This is a genomic window from Enterococcus sp. 9D6_DIV0238, from assembly GCF_002174455.2.
GTDB classification, from domain to species: Bacteria; Bacillota; Bacilli; order Lactobacillales; family Enterococcaceae; genus Enterococcus_L; species Enterococcus_L dunnyi.
The window spans coordinates 469606-490865 of the sequence record NZ_CP147246.1; the positions used below are offsets into that span (position 1 = coordinate 469606).

A 21260-nucleotide genomic window follows, 5' to 3' on the forward strand; every position below is an offset into this window, starting at 1 on the left:
TTTTTACTAATCAAACTTTGTACCTTTTTAAAATCTCAACGGCTCCCCTAGAGTGCTGGATTTTTTCTAGTGTTTTATCATAATTTTTTGCTCCATAAGCAAAGAACAGCACATCTACGACATAAAGCTGTGCAGTCAAAGAAACTGTAGCAGCACTTCTTAAAGGCGCTTCCTCCCCTTTGGGCGTCAATAATAAAATTTTACTTTTTTGAGCTAAATCAGATTCTCTATCTGCTGTCAAAGCAACGACTGGCAGTCCTTTTTCAATCGCTAATTCTGCCAATGCATTTGTTTCAGGATTTGTTCCAGAATTTGAAATACCAATAAATAAGCCTTTCAATTGATTCGTTCCTAAAGCAGAAGCGAACAAATGAAGATCCATCGTAAAGAAAACACTTAAACCTAGTCGGGTAAATTTTTGATAAATATCTTGTGCTACAAGCGATGAAGCACCTAATCCATAGACAAAGACGATCTCTGATTCTTCTACTTCACTGACTGCCCGATCGATTGCTTCAACTTCTAAATGTTCATTCGTTCGTTCTAGAACATGGACCAATCGATGCTGCAACTTCTCTTTTATCGCAGCTGTCGTTTCTCCATTTTCGACCTCTGTATACATCTGTGTATCAACCGCGCCAAGATTAGCTGATAACTGCAGCTTTAAATCGGTAAAGCCGTTGACTTCGATCGAACGGCAAAAACGAATGATCGCTGCCGGACTTGACCCGGATTTTTTCGCCAACTCTTGTGCACTTAAAGTAATTACTTCATTTGTGTTAGTTAAAATATATTCAGCAACTTTTTGTTCAGATCCTGGGAGTGTTTTCAAATGATCCTGAATCGTTAAAATAATGTTTTGCTGCATGATATTCATACCCTTCTTCCTACTCAAACTTTTTTCAAGATGCACTTGATAATACATTTCTACAATGAATAGTATAACAGAAAAGACTTGCCTATGTTGAATAAGAATCTAAAAAAGCAAGCCTGATGAGCAAATTTTCCAAACAAAAAATCAACTGTTTTTTTATAGTTAGCAACAACGCTATCAAAAAAAAACAGCTGATTTCTATACAATCGAACGATCTAATCGACTGTTCTATTTATTTTCTTGAAGATCCTTTGGAATACCAAAGAAGAACGTTGCAACAAAGCCGCCAGCATATGCAGCCAATAATCCTAACACATAAGCAAGCCATTGGTTATTAGCGATCAGCGGGATCAAAGCTGCACCACTTGGACCGATCGCAATTGCCCCAACATTGCCGAAAGCTCCGATTACCGCACCACCGATTCCTCCGCCAACACAGGCAGTGATAAACGGACGACCTAAAGGTAAAGTAACTCCATAAATTAACGGTTCACCGATTCCTAAAATCCCAACAGGTAACGCTCCTTTGATCATCTCAACTAACTGTGCATCTTTTTTGCAACGAATCCATAAAGCTAAAGCTGCTCCTACTTGACCTGCTCCTGCCATAGCTAATATCGGTAATAGTAATGTCATTCCTGTTTGATTGATCATTTCAATATGGATTGGGGTTAAGATTTGATGTAATCCAAACATAACCATCGGCAAGAATGTCGCTCCTAGGGTAAATCCTGCTAAAATCCCGCCTTTTTCCAAAACTACATTGATCACACCTACTAAGCTATTTGAAATCAAGCCTGCGATCGGCATGATCAAGAAAATCGTTATCAATCCAATGAACAATAAAGAAACCGTTGGTGTGACAATAATGTCGATAGAATCAGGAATGATTTTATGCAATTGCTTTTCTACTAATGAAAGTAACCAAACTGCAAAAATAACCCCAATAATACCACCTTGTCCAGCAGATAACGTACCACCGTTTAAAATATTCGGCAGCGGCGCCTCTGGATTCATCCCAGTTAACATCGTTACAGCACCAATTACTCCACCAAGCGCTGGTGTTGCTCCAAATTCGCTCGCGCTGTTGATCCCTGTATATAAAGCTAAATAGGCAAAAATCCCGTTTTTGATGATATTCAATACATCAATATACTGCTGCCAAGAGTCACCGATCGTTCCTGCAACCAGTAAATTAGACATAACAGCGGCTATTCCTCCAATGATTCCGGCACCAACAAATGCAGGAATCAGCGGAACAAAGATATTAGAGATCGATTTCAATACTTTTTTAAAGCCTGAAGTGCTCTTATTTTTCTCTTTTTGAGCAGCCTTTACTTCAGCCGCTTTTTCTTCTACTAATTGTTTGCCTGACAGCTTGTTTGGAAACGGCTCACCAAGCTTAACACCAGCCATGTCCACCATTTCTTGAGCAACTTTATTTACCGTCCCTGGTCCGATCACGACTTGTAAGGTATCGTCTTCTACAACGCCCATTACACCATCGATCTTCTTCAACTCGTCAAGCTTCACTTTATCATAATTCCGTATATCCATTCGAACTCTTGTCATACAATGACGCAATTTCAACACATTTTCCTGTCCGCCAACTTCTTCATAAATTTCCCTTGCCAAACGTTTTACTTTCTCTTCTGACACAGTCATTTCCCCCTTAGTTTTCCCTTAAATTGTATTTTTGATAAAATGATTGCCCTGAATCAATTTTGTTTCAGCCTCTTCTTTTGAGGAGTTTGTCAATAACATCACGATAGCCAGTTTGACATTTTCATCCGCTTTGATGAAATAGTCAGCGGCTGTTTGATAGTCGCAAGTTGTCGCTTCCATAATGATACGCTTAGCACGTTCCACTAATTTTTCATTTGTTGGTTTCACATCCACCATTAAGTTGTTATAAACTTTACCAATTCCAATCATTGACACCGTCGATAACATATTTAAAATCAATTTTTGTGCTGTTCCAGATTTTAGACGTGTGGAACCTGTTAAAAATTCAGGCCCTGCATCAACTTCAATAGGAAAGTCAGCATAACGGCTGATTTCAGCATGTTTGTTGCAAGAAACCGAAACTGTTTTTGCACCAATAGAAGCCGCATACTCCAATCCTCCAATTACATAAGGAGTACGGCCGCTAGCTGCAATTCCAACAACGACATCTTTATCAGTTAGTTGAATATCGATTAAATCTTCCTGTCCAAATTCCTTAGAATCTTCCGCACCTTCCACGGCAATCGTCATTGCCTTTTGCCCACCAGCGATCAAACCTTGCACCATTTCAGGATCTACACCAAATGTCGGCACACACTCTGCCGCATCCAATACACCCAAGCGGCCGCTTGTGCCCGCCCCCATATATATCAAACGTCCATCTTTTTTGAAAGCATCAATAATCACGTGAACAGCCGGTTCGATTTGCGGCAGTGCTTCACTAACTGCAATAGCTACCTTTTGATCTTCTTGATTCATTTTTATCAACGCTTCTTCTACAGTCATTTCATCTAAATTCATTGTTTCTTGATTTCTGCGTTCTGTTGTCAGTTTTTCTAAATTCATCTTATAATGTCCCCTTATCTAACAGTTTAAATTTACGACCTGCGGCGATCCTTTTTATTAGCGCTTGATCTTCAGTAACTACTCGTGCCACCACATTGACCTTTTTATCTGCAGGCAATGTTTTTTTTGTCAATTGAATTTCACCCATATAGCGGCCATATTCTGAATTATCGATGGTCACACTGCCCAATGATCGTACAATTGATTCTTCTGGTACGATCGTGTCTATTTTCTTAAAGCGAGCATCTGCACTGCGAATCACATCTCTCGCGTCATCTTGGCGATTCACATGTTCTCCTAAAATCGATGAATAGTAGCGGCTGCCCATATCAATAACTTCCAAAAACAGTTCACCTTGGCTCAAATATAGCTCCAATTGCCGCATCGTACGTTTAGAAATCATTGGATCGCCAATATAGACACCATCAACTGCGAATCGCTCTTTCAATTCGATCATAGTCGCTAAAGGATGTTCATGACGATGTTTTTCTAAAGTTGGCAACCCCATGAACAAAGGACCACGCAATTGATCATCCCCTGGTGCAAAAGCAAAGACTTTAAAGCCTGATGCCTTCAACCATTCATTTTTTTCAGAGAAAAAAGAACTGCCTAAGCCAGTCTCTGGTCTCGGATAATAATTATGCCACGCTTCAAAATTTGAAAAATCGGCTTCATATCGTTTGAGCTCAGCAACATCTTTTGATGTAATCGTGCTGGCATTTAAGCCGACATCCATAACATGTGATACTTGAGCGATTTTTTGATTAGAAATCGCATAATCCATACGTAATCCAGTCACACCGATGGCAATAATTTCTTCCAAACGTTCAAAAGAAAAACCAGCGCGGTTTAAGGCTTCACCAGAGATATCGACCATTAGCTTCATTCCATTTTTAGAAGCAATCTCACCTAATACTCTTAGTCGTTGTGCGTACAATTCACTATTGTCTTCTGGAATATGCAAAGAAGTAAATATTCCTTTTACTCCAATGCGGCTCATTTCTTGTATATAAGTTTGCATCTCTTTTGTTAGGTCTTCACCAAGAAAAACTGATATCCCATACATATCCATCTGCTCCTCTCTAACACGCTTTCATTATAATTCTTTTGAAATAAAATTTCAAGTTAAATATTTATTTTGTTTTAAAAACGGAATTTTTTTTCAAAGAACGCATAAAAAAATAGAACAAACAACAGTGGATTGTCTGTTCTACTTGATGAAATAATATTTCACTCTTTATGCCTTTGCACTACCTACTATCTCTCCAGCAGTGACCTGTCCTGTCTTTGTTAGATCAAATTCTTTCACAGCATCCATATTGGTAATAACGACCACCATATCGGTTGCTTTACCAGCTGAAATGATTTTTTCTAGATCAACCGTCGCAATCAATGTTCCTGGTACAACCTTTGTTCCTTCCGTCACCTTGATAGAAAACGGTGCACCATTTAATTCTACTGTATCGATTCCCATATGCAGTAAAACTTCCAGTCCATTAGCCATTTTCATCCCAACTGCATGTTTCGTCTGAAATACGCTCAAAATTTTCCCTTCGATCGGTGCATAAATTTCTCCAGTTTCCGGAAGAACTGCAAAGCCATCACCCATCATTTTTTGTGAAAATACAGGATCATTTACTTCAGTGATAGGAATTACTTTCCCAGTTGCTACTGCATATAGTGTTTCATTTACTTGTGATGGTTCTTTCTTTTTTAAAAATCCAAACATTATTTATTTTCCTCCAATTTTATGAATAGTAATAGTATAGAAAATTCTTAAAGCAAATACAACCACCAATCGCTGGATTCTAATTTTTTCTAACGTCACATAATTGTTAGTTGGTTTTTTTCATTCAAAAAGGTATACTATTAGTGATTTTATTATTTTTACATTGAAAGGATTGAACCTATGCTTTTATCAAATTTATGGAAAGCAATTTTTTTAGGGATTATTGAAGGAGTTACCGAGTGGTTGCCGATCAGTAGTACCGGTCACCTGATCCTAGTTGATGAATTTATTAAGATGAATCTTAGCGCTGATTTTATGGAAATGTTCAATGTCGTGATCCAACTAGGAGCGATCATGGCCGTTGTCGTTCTTTATTTTCATAAGTTAAACCCCTTCTCTCCTCAAAAAGATGAGAATGAAAAGCGAGATACTTGGCTCTTATGGACAAAAGTCCTTGTGGCTACTGTACCAGCTGGAATCATTGGTATTTTGCTAGATGATTGGCTGGAAGCGAAATTTCACAATTTCTTTACTGTTTCTCTTATGTTGATCATTTATGGTGTTGCTTTCATCATTATCGAGAAAAGAAACAAAACACGCGAACCAAAATGCAGCGATCTGAACAGTTTCACTTACAAAGCTGCCGCAATCGTTGGTTTTTTCCAAGTTTTATCATTAATTCCTGGAACTTCACGCTCAGGTGCAACTATCTTAGGTGCGATTCTAATTGGCGCTTCGCGATTCGTTGCAACCGAGTTTTCATTTTTCATGGGAATTCCTGTCATGTTTGGTGCTAGTTTCTTGAAAATCATCAAATTTATTGCAAAAGGCAACTCATTCAGTTTTAATGAGACTGTTGTTTTATTAACAGGTTCTATCGTTGCTTTTGTCGTTTCGATCATCGTGATCAAGTTCTTATTGAACTACTTGAAACGTAATGACTTTACCATTTTTGGTTGGTACCGAATTATTTTAGGTGTTCTACTAATTAGCTATTGGCTATTTTCTTGATTATTCATACTGTACAGGTAGCTAACGTAATTGAAGTACAGCATAATAGCTACTTTTGCTTCCAATATCTATTTGCTTTTAAAGAGACTAAGTTGTAACTCTTAGAGTTATTTCTTAGTCCTATTTTTTGTTACTTAAAATGATAATGATTATCACTCTTAATTAGAATTAATATATTTAAAAAATAAGGTAAAACCCTAATAAAAATAGGTTTTCCCTAAATGATAATCACTATCATTCTCATTTAGAATATTTTATTATCAATTAGAATCAGTTTATGTTATGCTCTTATTGAGGAGTGATGAAAATGAAACTTTCAAAAGAAAAAAAAGCAATTCTATCTACTATTTTATGTCTTATTTTTATGATTGCAGGTTTTATGTTAGAAAAATCAGGTACTACTTTTTATCCGATCATTTTTATTTTAGCTATTGTTTTCGGTGGATTTAAACAAACAAAAGAGGGCTTGATCAGCACTTTTGAAGACAAACATTTGAATGTAGATTTATTGATGGCCTTAGCTGCTATTGGTGCTTGTATCATTGGAAATTGGTTTGAAGGAGCAATGTTGACGTTTATCTTTTGTCTGAGCGGTGCCCTTGAAGAATACACGACAAACAAAAGTAAAAAAGAAATTGCCAGCCTGATGAATTTACAGCCAGAGACTGCTTTACTATTTGATAATGGAAAAACAACAGAAGTATCTGTCGATACATTAGAAATCGGAGATACATTACTCGTTCCAAAAGGTTCAAGTATTCCGATCGATGGTCAATTAGCTGCCGGAACATCTACCATTGACGAAGCGGCGATCACAGGAGAATCTGTACCTGTTGAAAAAAGTGCCTCAGATTTATTATTTGGAGGAACGATCAACCTTGGTGAAGCTTTTACAATGACGGTTACAAAAAATAGTGAAGATACTCTATTTGCCAAAATCATTCGATTGGTCGATGAAGCACAAAATACCCCTTCACAAACAGCAAGCTTTATTGAAAAATTGGAAAACACTTATGTAAAAATTGTATTGATCACTATTCCTCTAATGATTTTGATTCCTTATTTCTTTTTGGGCTGGTCTTGGAACGAAAGCTTTTATCGTGGAATGGTATTACTCGTTGTCGCTTCCCCTTGTGCATTGGTTGCTTCAGCAACACCTGCCACTTTGGCTGCCATCTCAAATGGTGCTAGAAATGGCGTCCTATTCAAGGGCGGTGTCTATTTAGAGAACTTAGCAGCATTAAAAGCAGTTGCTTTTGATAAAACTGGAACTCTGACAAAAGGAAAACCTATTGTAACAGATGCTATATTTCTGAGTGACAAACAAAAAGCAGTCGATATTTTAGTCGCAATGGAGCGCCACTCTACTCATCCGCTTGCACAAGCAGTGATCGACCGTTTTGATGAAGAAAGCACCACTCATTATGAACAACTTGATGTCAAAAACGTTGTAGGTTTCGGAATGGAAACTACAATCAATTCTACAGTCTGGCGATTAGGGAAAATTTCTTTTGCGGATACTTCTTCAATCACATCAGATATTTTAGAGCAAATTGAACAACTACAAGCAGATGGTAAAACAGTCATCTATCTCTTTGAAGGGGAAACGATCGTTGCCTACCTTGGATTGTTAGATGTTCCAAAACCAGAAGCAAAATCGATCATTACTTATTTTAAACAAGTCGGTGTTCATACGACGATGATCACTGGAGATCAAGAAAGAACTGCTGCTGCAGTTGCAAATGAACTAGAAATCGATGAAATTCATGCAAACTGTTTACCAGAAGATAAGACGATTCTTATCAAACAACAAAAAGAACGTTACGGTGTTAATGCAATGGTTGGGGATGGCATCAACGATGCTCCCGCTTTAGCTAATGCAGCGATCGGTGTTGCAATGGGCGGCGGAACGGATATTGCAATGGATGTTGCAGATGTCGTTTTGATGCAAAATGATTTAGAAAAACTACAGATGAGTCATTTGCTTTCAAAAAAATTAAAACGAATCGTCATGCAAAATATACTATTTTCAGCCTTTGTCATTTGTCTTTTAGTTCTTTCAAATTTTTTCCAAATCATCAGCCTTCCTTTAGGAGTGATCGGTCATGAAGGAAGCACGATCTTGGTAATTTTAAATGGTTTGAGGTTACTTAAGACGATTCCGATCGAGCACGTAAAGACCAAAGCACAAACACCATTAAAGCCACTAAATTCATATAGTCGTAGTGAATCAAGTATTTAAAATAGACAAAAAAGGAGACGCTCATTGCTGGATGAGTATCTCCTTTTTTATCTACCTCTAATAACTCCTTACTCCCATTCTTCAAGAAATTCTTTAAGAAATTTTTCCAAAAATTCTTGTCGCTGCTTTCCTATTTTTTTGGCATAGGGCGTATTTAAACGATCGTTCAATAGTAGAATTTTTTCATAAAAATGATTGATGACTGTACTTTCTTCCCTGTACTCTGATTTATTTTGTAATAATCTTGGCTTAATAGCAGAGTCATAAATTTTATTTCCTTTGTGCCCACCATAATAAATAGTTCGGATGATCCCGATCGCTCCCATTGCATCCAGCCGATCAGCATCTTGAACGATTTGTCCTTCTATACTTAATTCCGTTTTCTTTCCTTCAAATTCCTGACTGAATGAAAGGTTTTTAATGATGTAAAGGATATGCTCGATCTTCTCAACAGGAACACCATTCACTTGCAAAACTTCTTTAATCTCTTGATATGCTTTTTCCTGATCCTCAACAAGCTTTTCATCTGCAACATCATGAAGATATGCTGCAGCTACTACGACAAATTCATCACACGCTTGTGTTTGTATGATTTTTTGTGCATTTCGGACGACACGCTCTATATGGTCCATGCCATGACCACTTTGATCCTCTCTCAATTTTGATCGAACAAACGCTTTGAGCACATCTATTGTCTGCATATCCATCTAACATCCTCCTAATCGCTCGAAAAAAGGCTGAAACAAATTCGATTTATTCCAACCTAACACTGTATTTCATTTAACTATTCTTTATGACTAACCCGCCAATAACATCTACGACTGATTCACTTGCATTCAGTAAATCTTCCAATTGATCATAAACGTTTTTCCAGCGAATGACTTCAATCGGATTTTCTTCATTTGTAAATAAATCTTTCAGGGATTCACTGTAAAGCCTATCAGCTTTGCCTTCGATCTCACTGACTTCATCCATCATCGTCCGTAATGTTTTAGAATTTTTGAACTTTGCAAACTCTTTTGTCGCCGTTAAAACCCCTGCTGTAGCTTCTAAAGCATAGGTAATAAATACCATTGCATTTTCTTTCAGTTCCTTAACGACTAAACTGCTCAATAAATAAGCAATACTATTGATTGTATCCAGCACATCATCTAGTCGTTCTGTGATTTCAACAATGTCTTCCCGATCGATAGGTGTGATGAAAGAGACATATAATTCACTTAAAATTTGTTTAACGATTTGATCGCCTTCGCGTTCCAGATCATGGATTTTTATTGCTTCTTTTTCTAAATAATCCAAAGAATAATTAATCGCGATCATTTCTAAGATCTCTGCTGCCTGATGGGCATTTCTCGCCAGATGCTCCAACTCTCCAAAATAGTCAAATTGTTTCTTTCTTGCCATTTTACTCTCTCCCTTAGCTTAACTCTCTATCGTTATTGGTTTTGTTTTCTATTTTTATGCTCGATCAAAATAGGGCTACAAACAACTTAGCCATGATAAAAGCAATCAGACCACAACCTGGAAATGTTAAAACCCAGGCAATCAGCATTTCTTTTACAATACGCCAATCTACACTTGACACGCGTTTTGAAGCACCTACCCCCATGATCGCAGTCGTCTTTGTATGTGTCGTAGACACTGGAATACCAGCAATTGAAGCAGCAAATAAGCATACTGCCGTACTTAAATCAGCAGCAAAGCCTTGATAACGTTCTAATTTTACCATATCCATTCCAACGGACTTGATGATACGCATACCACCAACTGAAGTTCCTACTCCCATCGTTACAGAACATAAGACCATGACCCAAATAGGAATAATGAAACCCGCTCCAGATTTTTCAGCAAGATTATTATAATATAATCCAAGCATAAAAACCCCCATAAATTTTTGACCATCTTGAGCACCATGCAAAAAAGCGTTAGCTCCAGCACCAAATGCCTGACCATAGGTGAAAACTTTATCCGCTGTTCTTCTGGCAACACCTCTGAAAAGGATTACAATCAACTTCGTTACGATAAAACCGCCACCAAAGCCCATAACGGTTGAAACCACTAATCCAACCAATACTTTTGTCCATTCAGACCCGTTAACCGCTCCAATACCACCTAAAGCCATTGCAGAACCAGTCAAGCCCGCGATCAAAGCATGGCTTTCACTTGTTGGTATACCAAAATACCAAGCCGCAACCGACCAAACAACGATTGAAAATAAAGAGGCTGCTAATGCTACCTGAGAAGCATTTCCCTGTGCATCAAAACTGACGATATTACTAATTGTTTCCGCTACCTGAGCGTTGAAATACGTCATAACTAATGCACCTAAAAAATTCATTACTACTGCCATCCAAATCGCTACATTTGGCTTCAACACACGGGTCGAGACAGCGGTTGCAATTGCATTCGGCGCATCTGTCCAACCATTAACAAAGATAACTCCCATCACTAGCGTAACCGTAATCACTAAAGCAATATTCACTATGACACCCCACCATTTCATTTTTCATCTGTAATAATATCATATAATTTGTTAAAAGTATCCATTTTTTCATATATGCTCTGTTTTATCCCTACAAATACATTAAATTTACTGTTAAGGAAAAAAACTTGTCATCTTTTATTGCAATGACAGTTTGGATTAGGTATAATGATTAGTGTTGAATTACATATGGATATTCCTGTGTAAGACCTTATTTTATCGGAGGTGAAAGAAATGCCAAATATTGAATCTGCAATTAAACGTGTACGTACTAACGCAAACGCGAATGCTCAAAATTCATCTCAAAAGAATTCTATGCGTACAGCAATCAAGAAATTTGAAGATGCTGTAGCTACAGGTGCTGATAACGCGGATGAGCTATATAAAGAAGCTGCTAGAGCTGTGGACATGGCTGAATCAAAAGGATTGATCCATAAAAACAAAGCGAGCCGCGACAAATCTCGTCTAAGCAAAAAATTAGCAAAATAATGAATTTGCAGAAGCTGCCATATGGTCAGCTTCTTTTTTTGCACCAAAAGAGTGCGAAAAAAAACGAAGAAATCCATTTTGTCTCGCACTCTAAAACGTAATAAATGATGGGTAAAAATCAGATTCTTCTACAATTCTCTAAAAATAAAAGCATATTGTACTATTTTCATACCGATTGAAGCCTAATCGACTTTTGTCTCTGCTTAGATAGATATCAATTTGGATCAAAGAAAAACATTCCAACATCGAAGATCGGCTTCAAAATACTGTATCTCATTTAAAATTCATGCATTGATTCTAGTTGTTTTGAAGCTCCAATCCTTTACGATCGATTTGGATCCAATATTCAGAGATTTTCTCATCTTCAACCAAATAAACTGCACTGGCAATTTGAATAATTTCTTTTCTGTCTGACATCGTTCCAGTTTGTTTCCAACGAACATACACCTTATTCCCATCTTCTAACAACTCTTGGATTTCTAAGTGAAACTGACCATAGATATCCTGCATTTCTTTTACGTGTTCGATATAATCTTGTGGAGACCGCTCGATTACATATTCATTCTCAGATTGGATTTGATGGGCAATTACACACTCGTGCATATAAATAGATGCAGTATCAACATCTTTCCCTGAGCGGACATTTCTAAAAAAATCTGCAACGATCTCTTTTGGCTTCTTCATGCAATCTAGCTCCCTTCCTATCTATTACCTTACGCCTTGAGCAGACAATTTCAGAATAAATAATTCAAAAAGCAGCTCTTTATCCATCTTGCCAGTTTTCATTTTAACATCATTTTCTACTAGCTCATCATAGATCTCTTCCAATCGTTCCAATTCAAAGCGTCTCACTTGCTGCAATGCCAATTTTACACGATAAGGATGGATTTTTAGTGTATCTGCAATATTGGCTTGTTGATATCCAAGTTTAGCTAGGATTTTTGTTTGCAAAAATAAACGAATTTGATTTAGTAAAATCGCATTCAGCTTGATCGTTTCCTCGCCTTGAAGCAAAAGATCTTCATAGAGCTGTATTGTTTTTTCTCCATTTCCTGACAAGACCTCATTCGTTAAATCAAAGACATTATGCTCCAACGATTTTGGTACTAGTTCTTTTACAGCGTGAAGAGAAATAATTTTATCTTCTGAAGAAAAAAGGAATAGTTTCTGCAGCTCCCCCATTACTTTGGATAAATTCAAATCTGTCAGCTGCAATAATAAATCAAAAGCTTCTGGGCGAATGTCATAACCTTCACTTTGAATGGTTTGTTCGATATATTGGCGGACCTCACGTTCACCCATTGGGTTGACATCGATGAATGCCGCTTGTTTCTTCAATGATTTTGTAATTTTTTTTCGTTCATCTAATTTTTCAACGCTTGCATTGAATACTAAAATAGTCGTAGGAGACGGTTCTTCCAGATATTTCAATAAACTATCGATGTCATGATCAAGACCCGTTGTTTTTCTTTCAGCTGTTAAAAAATAAGGGTTTTCGATAAACACTAAACGGTAATCACCAAAGAATGGGATCGTTTCAGCTTCTTCAATAGCTACTGATAAAGGAACCTCTTCCATATCAAAAGAAGAATAGTTAAATTGATCATCTTCTGTTTTGATCAATTGATTCATTAGTTCTGTTTTAAATAGTTCACTCAAATAGCCTTCTGTCCCCTGAACTAGATACACAGAGGCAAACTGTTGTTGGCGAACCTGCTGCAACGCTTCTTGTAAATTCATAATTCCCCTCATTTCTCTTTTCCATCCTATCATGACAATTCAAGAAATGCTAGTCTTGTTTGATCATTGTTTGCACTGGTGACATTTTTGACCAAGGCGTCCATTCATAGTATGCCATACCTTCCTGATCTGTTCGAAAAATCGTTATATTTTCTTGTTTTAATGTTTCTTCAGTTTCACCATGAGGATGCTTAAAACGGTTGTTCCGCCCACATGAAATGATTGCTTCACTAGGCGAAATTTGTTTGACAAATGAATCATCCGTTGATGTTTTACTTCCATGATGTCCGACTTTTAAGCTGTCTATTTTTAGATTAGGATAGCTTGCAAGCAACTGCCTCTCACCTTCCTTTTCCAAATCTCCAGTAAACAGAAAACGTCGATCAGCTATTTTTGAATAGATGACTAAAGAATCTTGATTTTCTCCATTGCCTTTAGTCGTTGGTGCTAGAACTTTTAGCGCTATTGAGCGACCGATCGTCTGACCTGCTAAAACAGGATAACACTTAACACCCGACTGTTTTAAAGTATTCAACATCCTTTGAAACAATTGCTTATTTTCCGTACCTGCTGGATAATAAAGAGCTCGAATCGGGATTTTTTTGTGGATTTCTAAAAGATCCCCGCAATGATCCAGATCACCGTGACTGATCAACACTTTATCTAAATACTTCACCCCTTTACTTTTTAGAAAAGGAATAACTGAATAGTCAGCATTAGATTTTTCTTTATTTCTTATTGCCCATTCCTCTTTTTCAAACATCAGTTTACCACCAGTATCGAGCAAAATATTTTCTTGATGAAAAGGGGTTTGGATAAAAATACAATCTCCCTGACCAACATCAATAAAAGCGACTGTTCCTTTGGGGAAAATGTATTTACTTTGAAGTAATAACAACAACAAAACACCAGACCAACAAGCTTTTTTTGGCTTTATAGGTAGACGGTCCAGCAAAATCCCTAATGAAAGAAAGACTGCTATCAATAACCAAAATGAAAAGTGACCTATAATGATCGTAAATGTACTTGTATAGCTCAACCACTCAAAAACTTTTTGTTGTAAAAGAAAATAGGATTCTAATCCAACAACAAAAAAATCAATCTTGATAAAATAAGAACTAACAAAACTAATAGTCAGTACAGGTAAAATCATGTGTTCAAAAACTGGCAACAACACAAATGTAAACACACTCCCTGTCAACTGCCACTCAAAAAACGAAAGTCCCAATAATGGAACAATCGCAACATTCAAAAGTAATGAAAAACAATAACTTTTCAAAAGACTATACTTGATACATTCAACAATCGGCTGTACAAAGAGAATCAAAAAAGACAAACCATAACTCAGTTGCCCACCGATCGTAAACAATAAATATGGACGAACAAACAAGCCTATCATCAGCGTTAAACTCCAGCAATCTAATCTGGATAATTGCCAGCGAAAGTGCTGGTTAGCCAAGACAATCGAACTTTGGACCAATGCACGTACTACACTGACAGAAAAACCAGTAAATCCTGCATAGATCAATACAAAAAACAGTTGTAACCAAAATAATTTTTCTATAGTAAGTCCAGACCTTAAAAATAAATACCTAAAACTACCGATAAAAAATGCGACATGCATTCCTGACAAACTAAACAAATGAAGAATTCCCAAATTCGCCAAAACAGCTTCTCTTTGGGAAAAATTACTAGATCGATACCCAAATAATAGTATTTTTACGTGTAAAGCAGTTTCTTTCATGAAAATCTTCGAGCAATGATCAATCGCTTTTTTTCTATTGCTGCTGATCCACGACCTGAAGTCATACCATCGAACAGGCTGCTCTGAAATACTCTGGATACTTTTGATTGTCACTGTTTGGTAAATGCCCTTTGTCCTCAAATAGTTCTGATAATCAAAGCCATGCAAATTGGTTTGCGCTATAGGCGTTTGAACTGTTCCTGTCATATGCAACTGTAATGGTTGTGTGTGCTCCATCCAACTTTCTTTTTCCAGCTTTGAGGAGAATTGATAAAAAGCAACGATTTTTCTGCCGAGCGTTTTAGAATAAAATTTTCCTTCTAATTGAAGACGATCTCCATCAATGTTCATTTTATCAGGCAAAACACTAAGTGTACCAGAAAGTTCGGTTTCTTCTGCAAATTTTTGCTGTTTTTCATTGTTCAACACCCAAAAACAGGAGATGATCGCAATACACGTACATAAAAAACTAACAGCGATGATCACCTGATTTCGAGTTGCAGCAATACGCCAACATAAATATAGACACATCAAACCTGACGGCCAGTTAAATTCTATAATGAGAAATACAGATCCTATTACTAAAAGTACTGGAAATATCCAGTGATTATTGATCTGCTTGAGGTGCTTCGTCCATTGAAGCAAGCTCTTCTCCTAACTGTAATTCGGCAAAATATTTCTTTGAGAGAGTGACTTGATCCACACTTGCACCAACCTGTTTGATCAAATCCAGCGCATAAGGATCATTGCGATAATCCTTTAAATAATGAATTTTTTTGATTCCAGCTTGTAAAATCATTTTCGTACATTGCAGACAAGGAAAATGGGTCACGTAAATTTCTGCACCTTCTGTAGGAATACCGAATTTTGCACATTGCAAAATAGCATTCATCTCTGCATGGATCGTTCGGACACAATGCCCATCTACAACGTAACAACCGTCATCTATACAATGGACATCTCCACTAACAGAACCGTTGTACCCTCCAGCAATAATTCGTTTGTCTCTGACGATCGTAGCCCCGACTTCTAATCGAGTACATGTACTTCTTAAAGATAATAATACGCTTTGCGCCATAAAATATTGATCCCATGGAATCCGTTCTAATGTCATTTTTGTGCTCCTTCTTTATATACTAATGTCTATCTCATTTTCAAAATAATTTGCTGTTGTTTAAAAATAATAGTCTAATACAAATAGTAAATTATAGAAAAACTCCCGTCAAGAATCTAAGCGATATATTATAAAAATACTTCGCATAACAGTGTGCTTTTAATTAAGCGCTATATTGTAATGGCCTCTTTTAATCGTTCAAATGTTTTTTCACCAAATCCAGAAATATTCTTTATTTCCTCTATTGATTTGAAACCGCCATTTTCTTCCCGATAGCGAATGATTTCCTGTGCCTTTTTTAGTCCAATGCCTGATAAGGTTTGAAGCTGTGACTCATCCGCTAAATTGAGGTTGACCTTGGATGCTGCAGTCGTATCTTCTTCACCGGTCATATTTTGTTTGATTGGAGGTTCTTCTCCTTCGAGCGGTACATAGATCACCATTTGATCCGTAAGCTGTTCAGCAAAGTTGACCTGCTTGGTATCTGCCCCTTCCTTGAAACCGCCGGCCAGCATGACCGCATCCCAAACTCTCATGTTCATTTTCACTTCATACATTCCTGGTTGCTTAACTGCGCCTTTTATATCGACATATAGCTGCCTTTGATCATGAGCTGATTCAGATGACATTATTTGTTGAGTTGAAGAAATATCCATCTGAAAATCTTCGTCTATTGCTTCAATCGGCTTTTTTATCAAAAATAAAAGAACACTACAACATAAAAGCAGCCCAACTCCTCCTGCAATCAAGTAATACTTGTATTTACTGATGATCTCCCTGTAATTCATTTTTTCCCTCCTTCATCTATAAAATACGCATTATTTTTCATTTTCATGATAGAAAAACAAAAAGTCCATCGTATAATAAAGTAAGAAGGTGATAAAACGTGGAAAAGGACATTATTACACAATTGATCAAGAGGGATTTTTTAGGGTTGGAAAAATTCATTGATGAATTTGGAACCGATATCATAAAATGTATTCGCTCCATTTTGAATCATCCGAAAGAAAAAATATATCATAAGGAAACTGAAAATGAAGTTTTTTATCGTATTTGGCAGAAGATCGCTACTTATGATGCGAAAAAAAGCAGCTTGAAAACTTGGACAATGACGATCACCCGAAATATTTGCCTTGATAAAAAGCGCCAGATCATTCGCGAACAACAAATAATTCCAACTGAACAGCTGCCAGAGACTTTGTTAGAAGAAGACTATTTTGAGAAAGAACAGTTTTTAGATCTACTGAACTGTTTAAATGGAGAAGATCAATTGATTTTCTTAAGATATTACTATTATCAAGATTCACCTAAAGAAATTGCGAAGGATTTGGCAATGGATACTTCTCAAATATACAATCGTTTATCTCGCGGGAGACAAAAACTTAAACAATCTATCCAACAATGATCATACTAAAGACATTAGGAGGAGTCATCATGGTAAATTTATTTAAATCTACCGTAAACCAAGTCAACACTGAACTGAACAAGCAACAAAAAAGAGACTTATATAATCAAACTAAAATGTATATTTTTTTGCAAAGCTTTATCGATCAGCTAAAAGAACAATTGAATGAAGGTGAAGAAATCAGTGCTTACTTACCACTAACTTCTGACGGAGAGAATGTTTCTGCTGTCGGTAGTGGCTTACTAGGCATGTATCATCCTAGAACTGAGGCAGCCAAAGCATATTTAAAAGAGTTCAACGATCTTCGCGGGAATCGTGTTCTGATCTTCACCAATCAGCGGATGATTTACACCACTATCATTGAATTTCTCGATCATCAACCTTTATTCAGCTATCCTTATGATACGATTAAAGCAATCACTCTAAAGCAAAATAAAGTCTCGTACTTCAATTGGAATGGTTTCAAACCTACACGTTCTTTTCTTTCAACTTATACATTTGACTTTGAGTCAGAAAACCATATTTTCTCAGAGTTATTAAGTGAACGGGATGCAGATATTTTGAAACAACAGTTAACAGAAATTCCATTACTGAAAACGATTCTCGTGACAGAAAATATTTATCGTAAAAAACGTTTTGACCAAGTCGTTAATAACCCCGTACTTGCCTATCGTTTTATTCTCTATTTTTCTATCGGAGCCGCTGTTTTATTTCTATTCTTTTTAGCTTTAGGAGGTATTTTTCATCTTGGACCAGCAAAATACCTATTTGATTTCGGTTCCTCTTCAATGCTTCATCCTTCAGTTGTTGTTCATTAAAAAAATAGAGACTAAATCAAATTCGAGGTTGATTTAGTCTCTGTTTTTTTATTTTTCTTTCAATGTTTCAAGGTAGTATAAAGCGTCTTGCACATTTTTTACAGGAACGATCTTCATTGATGTTCCTATTTTTTTAGCAGTAGCTTTCGCTTCTTCGTAATTTGTTTTGATTTTCGGCTCTGCTTCTTTCATTTCTTTTGTGATTTCATCATCAGGAGCAAAGAAAATATCTGCCTTATTTTTACTTGCGGTCACTACTTTTTTATCAATTCCGCCAATTCTTCCAACGATGCCGTCTGTATTGATCGTCCCTGTTCCAGCGATTTTATAGCCTTTACGTATACCTTTTTGTGTTAACTGTTCATACGTTTCCAGTGTAAACATTAAACCGGCTGAAGGACCACCGATATCACCAGAATCGATTTCAACGGGAATCGACGAATCGATTTCTGTATGATCGGTCAAGCCGATACCAATCCCTGCTTTTTTATCGGTCGGTAGTTCAATCAGCTTACCTGTTGCTTCTTTAGCTTTTCCATCTTGTAAATAGCTAACAGTGACTTCTTGACCGACCTTTTGTTTTTTGACATATGCAACAAATTCTTCGCTACTTTTAAATGTTTTCCCATCGATTCCTGTTACAGTATCACCAACAGAAATTTTTCCTTTGAAACTTGAGTTATCTTCAATTGCTAGTACATAAACACCTTTGAATTGCATGTCATATGGTACGTTTGCTAACTTTAATGCTTGTTCGATTGCTGCATTTTTCGACGAGTCCATATAATATTGCTGAATTCGCTCGTATTCACTGTTGGTACTTGATCCCATCAGATCTTTCTTACTCACTATTTCTTGAAAATCAGAAAATGAAGCAGTTATCAAAGAAGCTAGAGTAGCTTTACGGACACCTACAGTGGTTAAATAAAATGCTCCTGGTTCTGTATCTTGTTTATTATCAACAGACACAAAGTCTTTCAAATTTTCTGTCGTTCCAGGTCCTTCAATATAATAAGGGATCGGAAAAATCATGGCAATGATCAATACTATGACAAGCACAAACGGCAACATAGATTTTATAGATATTCTTTCTTCTTGTTCATTATTCATTCATCTTCAACTCACGATTCTTTTGATTTAGCGCTTCATTAACTGGCTTTGGCAAATAAGCAGAAACATCGCCTCCAAATGTCAGCACTTCTTTTAACAAACTGGAGCTAATATGTCCATATGTTTCATCTGCCAGTAAAAATACTGTTTCTATGCTGGCAGCCAAATGATGATTCATCATAGCAATATCTTTTTCATACTCGTAATCTTTCACATTTCTAATTCCACGGATCAAAAAGTTTGCTCCCAGCTCAGCAGCACTTTCTACAGTCAACTTGCTTTCTTGTGTAACAACTTCTACATTTTTTAAATGCGCTGTCGATTGCTTGATCAATAAGAGCTTTTCTTCTAAAGTAAATAATGCCTTTTTATTTGTATTCACAAAAACACCGACAATGACTTTATCAAAAATCTTCGTACTGCGCTCGATCAAATCTAAATGACCATTTGTCAGCGGATCAAAACTTCCTGGAAAAAGTGCAACTCTACCCATCATTTCCCTCCTATTTATAAATCGTGATTTGAGTAATACCATAGATCACTTCTCGTGTCTTGGCTAAAGGACCAATATTTTCTGGAAGTGTTACTGATTTATCTGTTTCACAGACGATGACTGTCTGTTCACTCAATAATCGATGAACTATCATCTTCTCGATTTGCTTTTCTATTTCTTGTTTTGCATAAGGCGGATCTAGTAAAACTAAATCAAATATACGTTGCTCTTCTTTGAGAAAATCGATTGCTTTATTTGCGTCCATTTTTTTTATGATAAATTTTTCCGGTTCTTTAGTGATCGCAATATTTTCTTGAATAATTTTGATTGCCGCAAAATTTTTTTCAATACAGATTCCCAGATCCATTCCCCTAGAGACTGCTTCTATTGCCAGTCCACCACTTCCAGCATATAGATCTAACACTACACCTCCATCAAAATAAGGGCCAATCATATTGAATATCGATTCTTTGACTTTATCTGTTGTTGGACGTGTGTGGTCGCCATCCAATGCTTTCAAACGGCGTCCGCCGTACTCTCCAGAAATCACGCGCATGTCATTTAACGCTCCTTTGCTTATTTCACTATTTCCTTAATAGTATACCAAATATACAGAAAAAAGATGAAAAATGTTTGACGTTCGTGCACATTTTTCATCTTGATTTTTAGACATTTTCAGCTAAACGAATTTGGGTATTTAGTTCCTCAACTTCAAATCCCTCTTCTTCTTTATATTGATAGGCTGCTTTTGTCCCGATTTTTTCTGCGAAGTTCATTTCCACGTCTGGTCTGTATGACCGTTCGACTTTACGTACAAAATGAAGTCCGTTGATTTTCGCTTCTGATGTTTCGATATCTTCTTCATTCATATAGATAACTACATACTTCATACGTCGTGAAACATAGTGTATCAAACCAAAACGTTTTAATGTCCTTAGTTGCTTTAAGCTATATACCCATACAACTAAACAACGACGTTTTTGAATATTCAGTTCTTTTTCCTCGTTAACTTGCATGACAACTACCTCCACAACCTGAGTGTTTTCCTTTTTCGAAGAATGGATTCCCAGCGTTCACTTTGATATCTTCAGAAATCGTTTTAGCAACTGAAAGTCCGATTACATCCAAAATCGTTTGCACTTCTGTCTCAGAAAAACGGAACTCTGCTACTTCTTCACTCATATCCAGTGCTCTCTTCGCTTGTCGCACAGCACGCTGCTTTGTTCTAAAATCTGGTGCATGATTTCCATAGGGCTCAATTCGTTCAAATGACTCTTTAGCACTCAAAAAAGTCTTTTGCTTCTCCATGATATCCTGTGAAGTATACATTGCTTCTCGATTTTTCTTATATAAAGTAATACTGTCACTTGCCAAAATTGCACTAACAAGATTCTCTACCTGATCCTCTATTTCAAAAAGTTTTTCTGTAATGATCATA

The 21260-nt window shown here is 36.7% G+C and carries 23 protein-coding genes; 5 read left to right on the forward strand and 18 right to left on the reverse strand.

Going from position 1 to position 21260, the window contains the following annotated elements; all coding sequences use genetic code 11:
• Positions 1–10 precede the first annotated feature (10 nt).
• The 5 genes from A5889_RS02165 to A5889_RS02185 form a co-directional block, all read right to left on the reverse strand.
• Complete coding sequence (locus A5889_RS02165) at positions 11–868, reverse strand: MurR/RpiR family transcriptional regulator (RefSeq protein ID WP_087640434.1); 858 nt, start codon at positions 866–868, stop codon at positions 11–13.
• Between the two features lie 234 nt (positions 869–1102).
• A complete protein-coding gene (locus A5889_RS02170; RefSeq protein ID WP_087640235.1) occupies positions 1103–2533 on the reverse strand; it encodes a PTS transporter subunit EIIC in 1431 nt (476 codons plus the stop codon).
• 24 nt (positions 2534–2557) lie between these two features.
• Positions 2558–3445 carry an N-acetylmuramic acid 6-phosphate etherase gene (gene murQ / locus A5889_RS02175; RefSeq protein ID WP_087640236.1) on the reverse strand — a complete coding sequence of 296 codons (888 nt, stop codon included), beginning with the start codon at positions 3443–3445 and terminating at the stop codon, positions 2558–2560.
• 1 nt (position 3446) lies between these two features.
• Positions 3447–4511: a DUF871 domain-containing protein gene (locus A5889_RS02180; RefSeq protein ID WP_087640237.1), complete on the reverse strand. Its 1065-nt coding sequence runs from the start codon at positions 4509–4511 to the stop codon at positions 3447–3449.
• Between the two features lie 171 nt (positions 4512–4682).
• Positions 4683–5174, reverse strand: coding sequence for a PTS sugar transporter subunit IIA (locus A5889_RS02185; protein ID WP_087640238.1), 492 nt, complete (start codon positions 5172–5174; stop codon positions 4683–4685).
• Positions 5175–5354: 180 nt separating this feature from the next.
• Here A5889_RS02185 and A5889_RS02190 point away from each other — a divergent pair, with 180 nt between their 5' ends.
• Positions 5355–6185: an undecaprenyl-diphosphate phosphatase gene (locus A5889_RS02190; RefSeq protein WP_087640239.1), complete on the forward strand. Its 831-nt coding sequence runs from the start codon at positions 5355–5357 to the stop codon at positions 6183–6185.
• A gap of 307 nt (positions 6186–6492) precedes the next feature.
• The gene (locus tag A5889_RS02195; protein WP_087640240.1) at positions 6493–8427 is read left to right on the forward strand and encodes a heavy metal translocating P-type ATPase; all 1935 of its coding nucleotides are present in this window, start codon (positions 6493–6495) and stop codon (positions 8425–8427) included.
• A gap of 68 nt (positions 8428–8495) precedes the next feature.
• Here the strand turns inward: A5889_RS02195 and A5889_RS02200 are convergent, their stop codons facing one another.
• The 3 genes from A5889_RS02200 to A5889_RS02210 all read right to left on the reverse strand — a co-directional run bounded on the left by A5889_RS02200 (position 8496) and on the right by A5889_RS02210 (position 10930).
• The gene (locus tag A5889_RS02200) at positions 8496–9134 is read right to left on the reverse strand and encodes an HD domain-containing protein (protein ID WP_176372778.1); all 639 of its coding nucleotides are present in this window, start codon (positions 9132–9134) and stop codon (positions 8496–8498) included.
• A gap of 73 nt (positions 9135–9207) precedes the next feature.
• Positions 9208–9831 carry a DUF47 domain-containing protein gene (locus tag A5889_RS02205; protein ID WP_087640241.1) on the reverse strand — a complete coding sequence of 208 codons (624 nt, stop codon included), beginning with the start codon at positions 9829–9831 and terminating at the stop codon, positions 9208–9210.
• Between the two features lie 64 nt (positions 9832–9895).
• Positions 9896–10930, reverse strand: coding sequence for an inorganic phosphate transporter (locus A5889_RS02210; protein ID WP_087640242.1), 1035 nt, complete (start codon positions 10928–10930; stop codon positions 9896–9898).
• A gap of 213 nt (positions 10931–11143) precedes the next feature.
• Between A5889_RS02210 and rpsT the strand changes: the two genes are divergently transcribed.
• A complete protein-coding gene (gene rpsT / locus A5889_RS02215) occupies positions 11144–11398 on the forward strand; it encodes a 30S ribosomal protein S20 (protein ID WP_069662814.1) in 255 nt (84 codons plus the stop codon).
• 297 nt (positions 11399–11695) lie between these two features.
• On the opposite strand, the gene A5889_RS02220 is transcribed toward rpsT, so the two are convergent.
• The 5 genes from A5889_RS02220 to A5889_RS02240 form a co-directional block, all read right to left on the reverse strand.
• Positions 11696–12082, reverse strand: coding sequence for an ester cyclase (locus A5889_RS02220; protein ID WP_087640243.1), 387 nt, complete (start codon positions 12080–12082; stop codon positions 11696–11698).
• Positions 12083–12106: 24 nt separating this feature from the next.
• Entirely contained in the window at positions 12107–13138 is a 1032-nt protein-coding gene (holA, locus tag A5889_RS02225; protein ID WP_087640244.1) for a DNA polymerase III subunit delta, read from the reverse strand.
• A 49-nt stretch (positions 13139–13187) separates the two neighbouring features.
• Positions 13188–15527 (reverse strand): DNA internalization-related competence protein ComEC/Rec2, encoded by a 2340-nt coding sequence (locus A5889_RS02230; protein ID WP_242585269.1) that lies wholly within the window; start codon positions 15525–15527, stop codon positions 13188–13190.
• Positions 15490–15996 (reverse strand): ComE operon protein 2, encoded by a 507-nt coding sequence (locus A5889_RS02235; protein WP_207114543.1) that lies wholly within the window; start codon positions 15994–15996, stop codon positions 15490–15492. Before A5889_RS02235 ends, A5889_RS02230 begins: the two co-directional genes overlap by 38 nt.
• Positions 15997–16166: 170 nt before the next feature.
• Positions 16167–16784, reverse strand: coding sequence for a helix-hairpin-helix domain-containing protein (locus A5889_RS02240; RefSeq protein WP_087640246.1), 618 nt, complete (start codon positions 16782–16784; stop codon positions 16167–16169).
• 98 nt (positions 16785–16882) lie between these two features.
• On the opposite strand from A5889_RS02240, the gene A5889_RS02245 reads away from it, so the two are divergent.
• Together A5889_RS02245 and A5889_RS02250 are read left to right on the forward strand one after the other, a co-directional pair.
• Complete coding sequence (locus A5889_RS02245) at positions 16883–17401, forward strand: sigma-70 family RNA polymerase sigma factor (RefSeq protein ID WP_087640247.1); 519 nt, start codon at positions 16883–16885, stop codon at positions 17399–17401.
• 29 nt (positions 17402–17430) lie between these two features.
• On the forward strand, positions 17431–18219 hold the full coding sequence (locus A5889_RS02250) for a hypothetical protein (RefSeq protein ID WP_087640248.1): 789 nt from the start codon (positions 17431–17433) through the stop codon (positions 18217–18219).
• A gap of 48 nt (positions 18220–18267) precedes the next feature.
• On the opposite strand, the gene A5889_RS02255 is transcribed toward A5889_RS02250, so the two are convergent.
• From A5889_RS02255 to A5889_RS02275, 5 genes are all read right to left on the reverse strand, one after another.
• Positions 18268–19329 carry a SepM family pheromone-processing serine protease gene (locus tag A5889_RS02255; RefSeq protein ID WP_087640249.1) on the reverse strand — a complete coding sequence of 354 codons (1062 nt, stop codon included), beginning with the start codon at positions 19327–19329 and terminating at the stop codon, positions 18268–18270.
• The gene (coaD, locus tag A5889_RS02260) at positions 19322–19822 is read right to left on the reverse strand and encodes a pantetheine-phosphate adenylyltransferase (protein ID WP_087640250.1); all 501 of its coding nucleotides are present in this window, start codon (positions 19820–19822) and stop codon (positions 19322–19324) included. The genes A5889_RS02255 and coaD overlap by 8 nt, the downstream gene beginning before the upstream one ends.
• 10 nt (positions 19823–19832) lie before the next feature.
• Positions 19833–20378 (reverse strand): 16S rRNA (guanine(966)-N(2))-methyltransferase RsmD, encoded by a 546-nt coding sequence (gene rsmD / locus A5889_RS02265; RefSeq protein WP_087640251.1) that lies wholly within the window; start codon positions 20376–20378, stop codon positions 19833–19835.
• A 109-nt stretch (positions 20379–20487) separates the two neighbouring features.
• Positions 20488–20838 carry a YlbG family protein gene (locus A5889_RS02270; protein WP_087640252.1) on the reverse strand — a complete coding sequence of 117 codons (351 nt, stop codon included), beginning with the start codon at positions 20836–20838 and terminating at the stop codon, positions 20488–20490.
• A complete protein-coding gene (locus A5889_RS02275) occupies positions 20828–21259 on the reverse strand; it encodes a YlbF family regulator (protein ID WP_087640253.1) in 432 nt (143 codons plus the stop codon). Before A5889_RS02275 ends, A5889_RS02270 begins: the two co-directional genes overlap by 11 nt.
• Position 21260: the final 1 nt, after the last annotated feature.

Bases quoted from the DNA above. Each gene is read 5' to 3' on its own strand.
- A5889_RS02165 (WP_087640434.1), bottom strand. From the start codon at position 868: ATGCAGCAAAACATTATTTTAACGATTCAGGATCATTTGAAAACACTC.
- murQ (WP_087640236.1), bottom strand. From the start codon at position 3,445: ATGAATTTAGAAAAACTGACAACAGAACGCAGAAATCAAGAAACAATG.
- A5889_RS02180 (WP_087640237.1), bottom strand. From the start codon at position 4,511: ATGTATGGGATATCAGTTTTTCTTGGTGAAGACCTAACAAAAGAGATG.
- A5889_RS02185 (WP_087640238.1), bottom strand. From the start codon at position 5,174: ATGTTTGGATTTTTAAAAAAGAAAGAACCATCACAAGTAAATGAAACA.
- A5889_RS02190 (WP_087640239.1), top strand. From the start codon at position 5,355: ATGCTTTTATCAAATTTATGGAAAGCAATTTTTTTAGGGATTATTGAA.
- A5889_RS02195 (WP_087640240.1), top strand. From the start codon at position 6,493: ATGAAACTTTCAAAAGAAAAAAAAGCAATTCTATCTACTATTTTATGT.
- A5889_RS02200 (WP_176372778.1), bottom strand. From the start codon at position 9,134: ATGGATATGCAGACAATAGATGTGCTCAAAGCGTTTGTTCGATCAAAA.
- A5889_RS02205 (WP_087640241.1), bottom strand. From the start codon at position 9,831: ATGGCAAGAAAGAAACAATTTGACTATTTTGGAGAGTTGGAGCATCTG.
- A5889_RS02210 (WP_087640242.1), bottom strand. From the start codon at position 10,930: ATGAAATGGTGGGGTGTCATAGTGAATATTGCTTTAGTGATTACGGTT.
- rpsT (WP_069662814.1), top strand. From the start codon at position 11,144: ATGCCAAATATTGAATCTGCAATTAAACGTGTACGTACTAACGCAAAC.
- A5889_RS02220 (WP_087640243.1), bottom strand. From the start codon at position 12,082: ATGAAGAAGCCAAAAGAGATCGTTGCAGATTTTTTTAGAAATGTCCGC.
- holA (WP_087640244.1), bottom strand. From the start codon at position 13,138: ATGAATTTACAAGAAGCGTTGCAGCAGGTTCGCCAACAACAGTTTGCC.
- A5889_RS02235 (WP_207114543.1), bottom strand. From the start codon at position 15,996: ATGACATTAGAACGGATTCCATGGGATCAATATTTTATGGCGCAAAGC.
- A5889_RS02240 (WP_087640246.1), bottom strand. From the start codon at position 16,784: ATGAATTACAGGGAGATCATCAGTAAATACAAGTATTACTTGATTGCA.
- A5889_RS02250 (WP_087640248.1), top strand. From the start codon at position 17,431: ATGGTAAATTTATTTAAATCTACCGTAAACCAAGTCAACACTGAACTG.
- A5889_RS02255 (WP_087640249.1), bottom strand. From the start codon at position 19,329: ATGAATAATGAACAAGAAGAAAGAATATCTATAAAATCTATGTTGCCG.
- coaD (WP_087640250.1), bottom strand. From the start codon at position 19,822: ATGGGTAGAGTTGCACTTTTTCCAGGAAGTTTTGATCCGCTGACAAAT.
- rsmD (WP_087640251.1), bottom strand. From the start codon at position 20,378: ATGCGCGTGATTTCTGGAGAGTACGGCGGACGCCGTTTGAAAGCATTG.
- A5889_RS02270 (WP_087640252.1), bottom strand. From the start codon at position 20,838: ATGCAAGTTAACGAGGAAAAAGAACTGAATATTCAAAAACGTCGTTGT.
- A5889_RS02275 (WP_087640253.1), bottom strand. From the start codon at position 21,259: ATGATCATTACAGAAAAACTTTTTGAAATAGAGGATCAGGTAGAGAAT.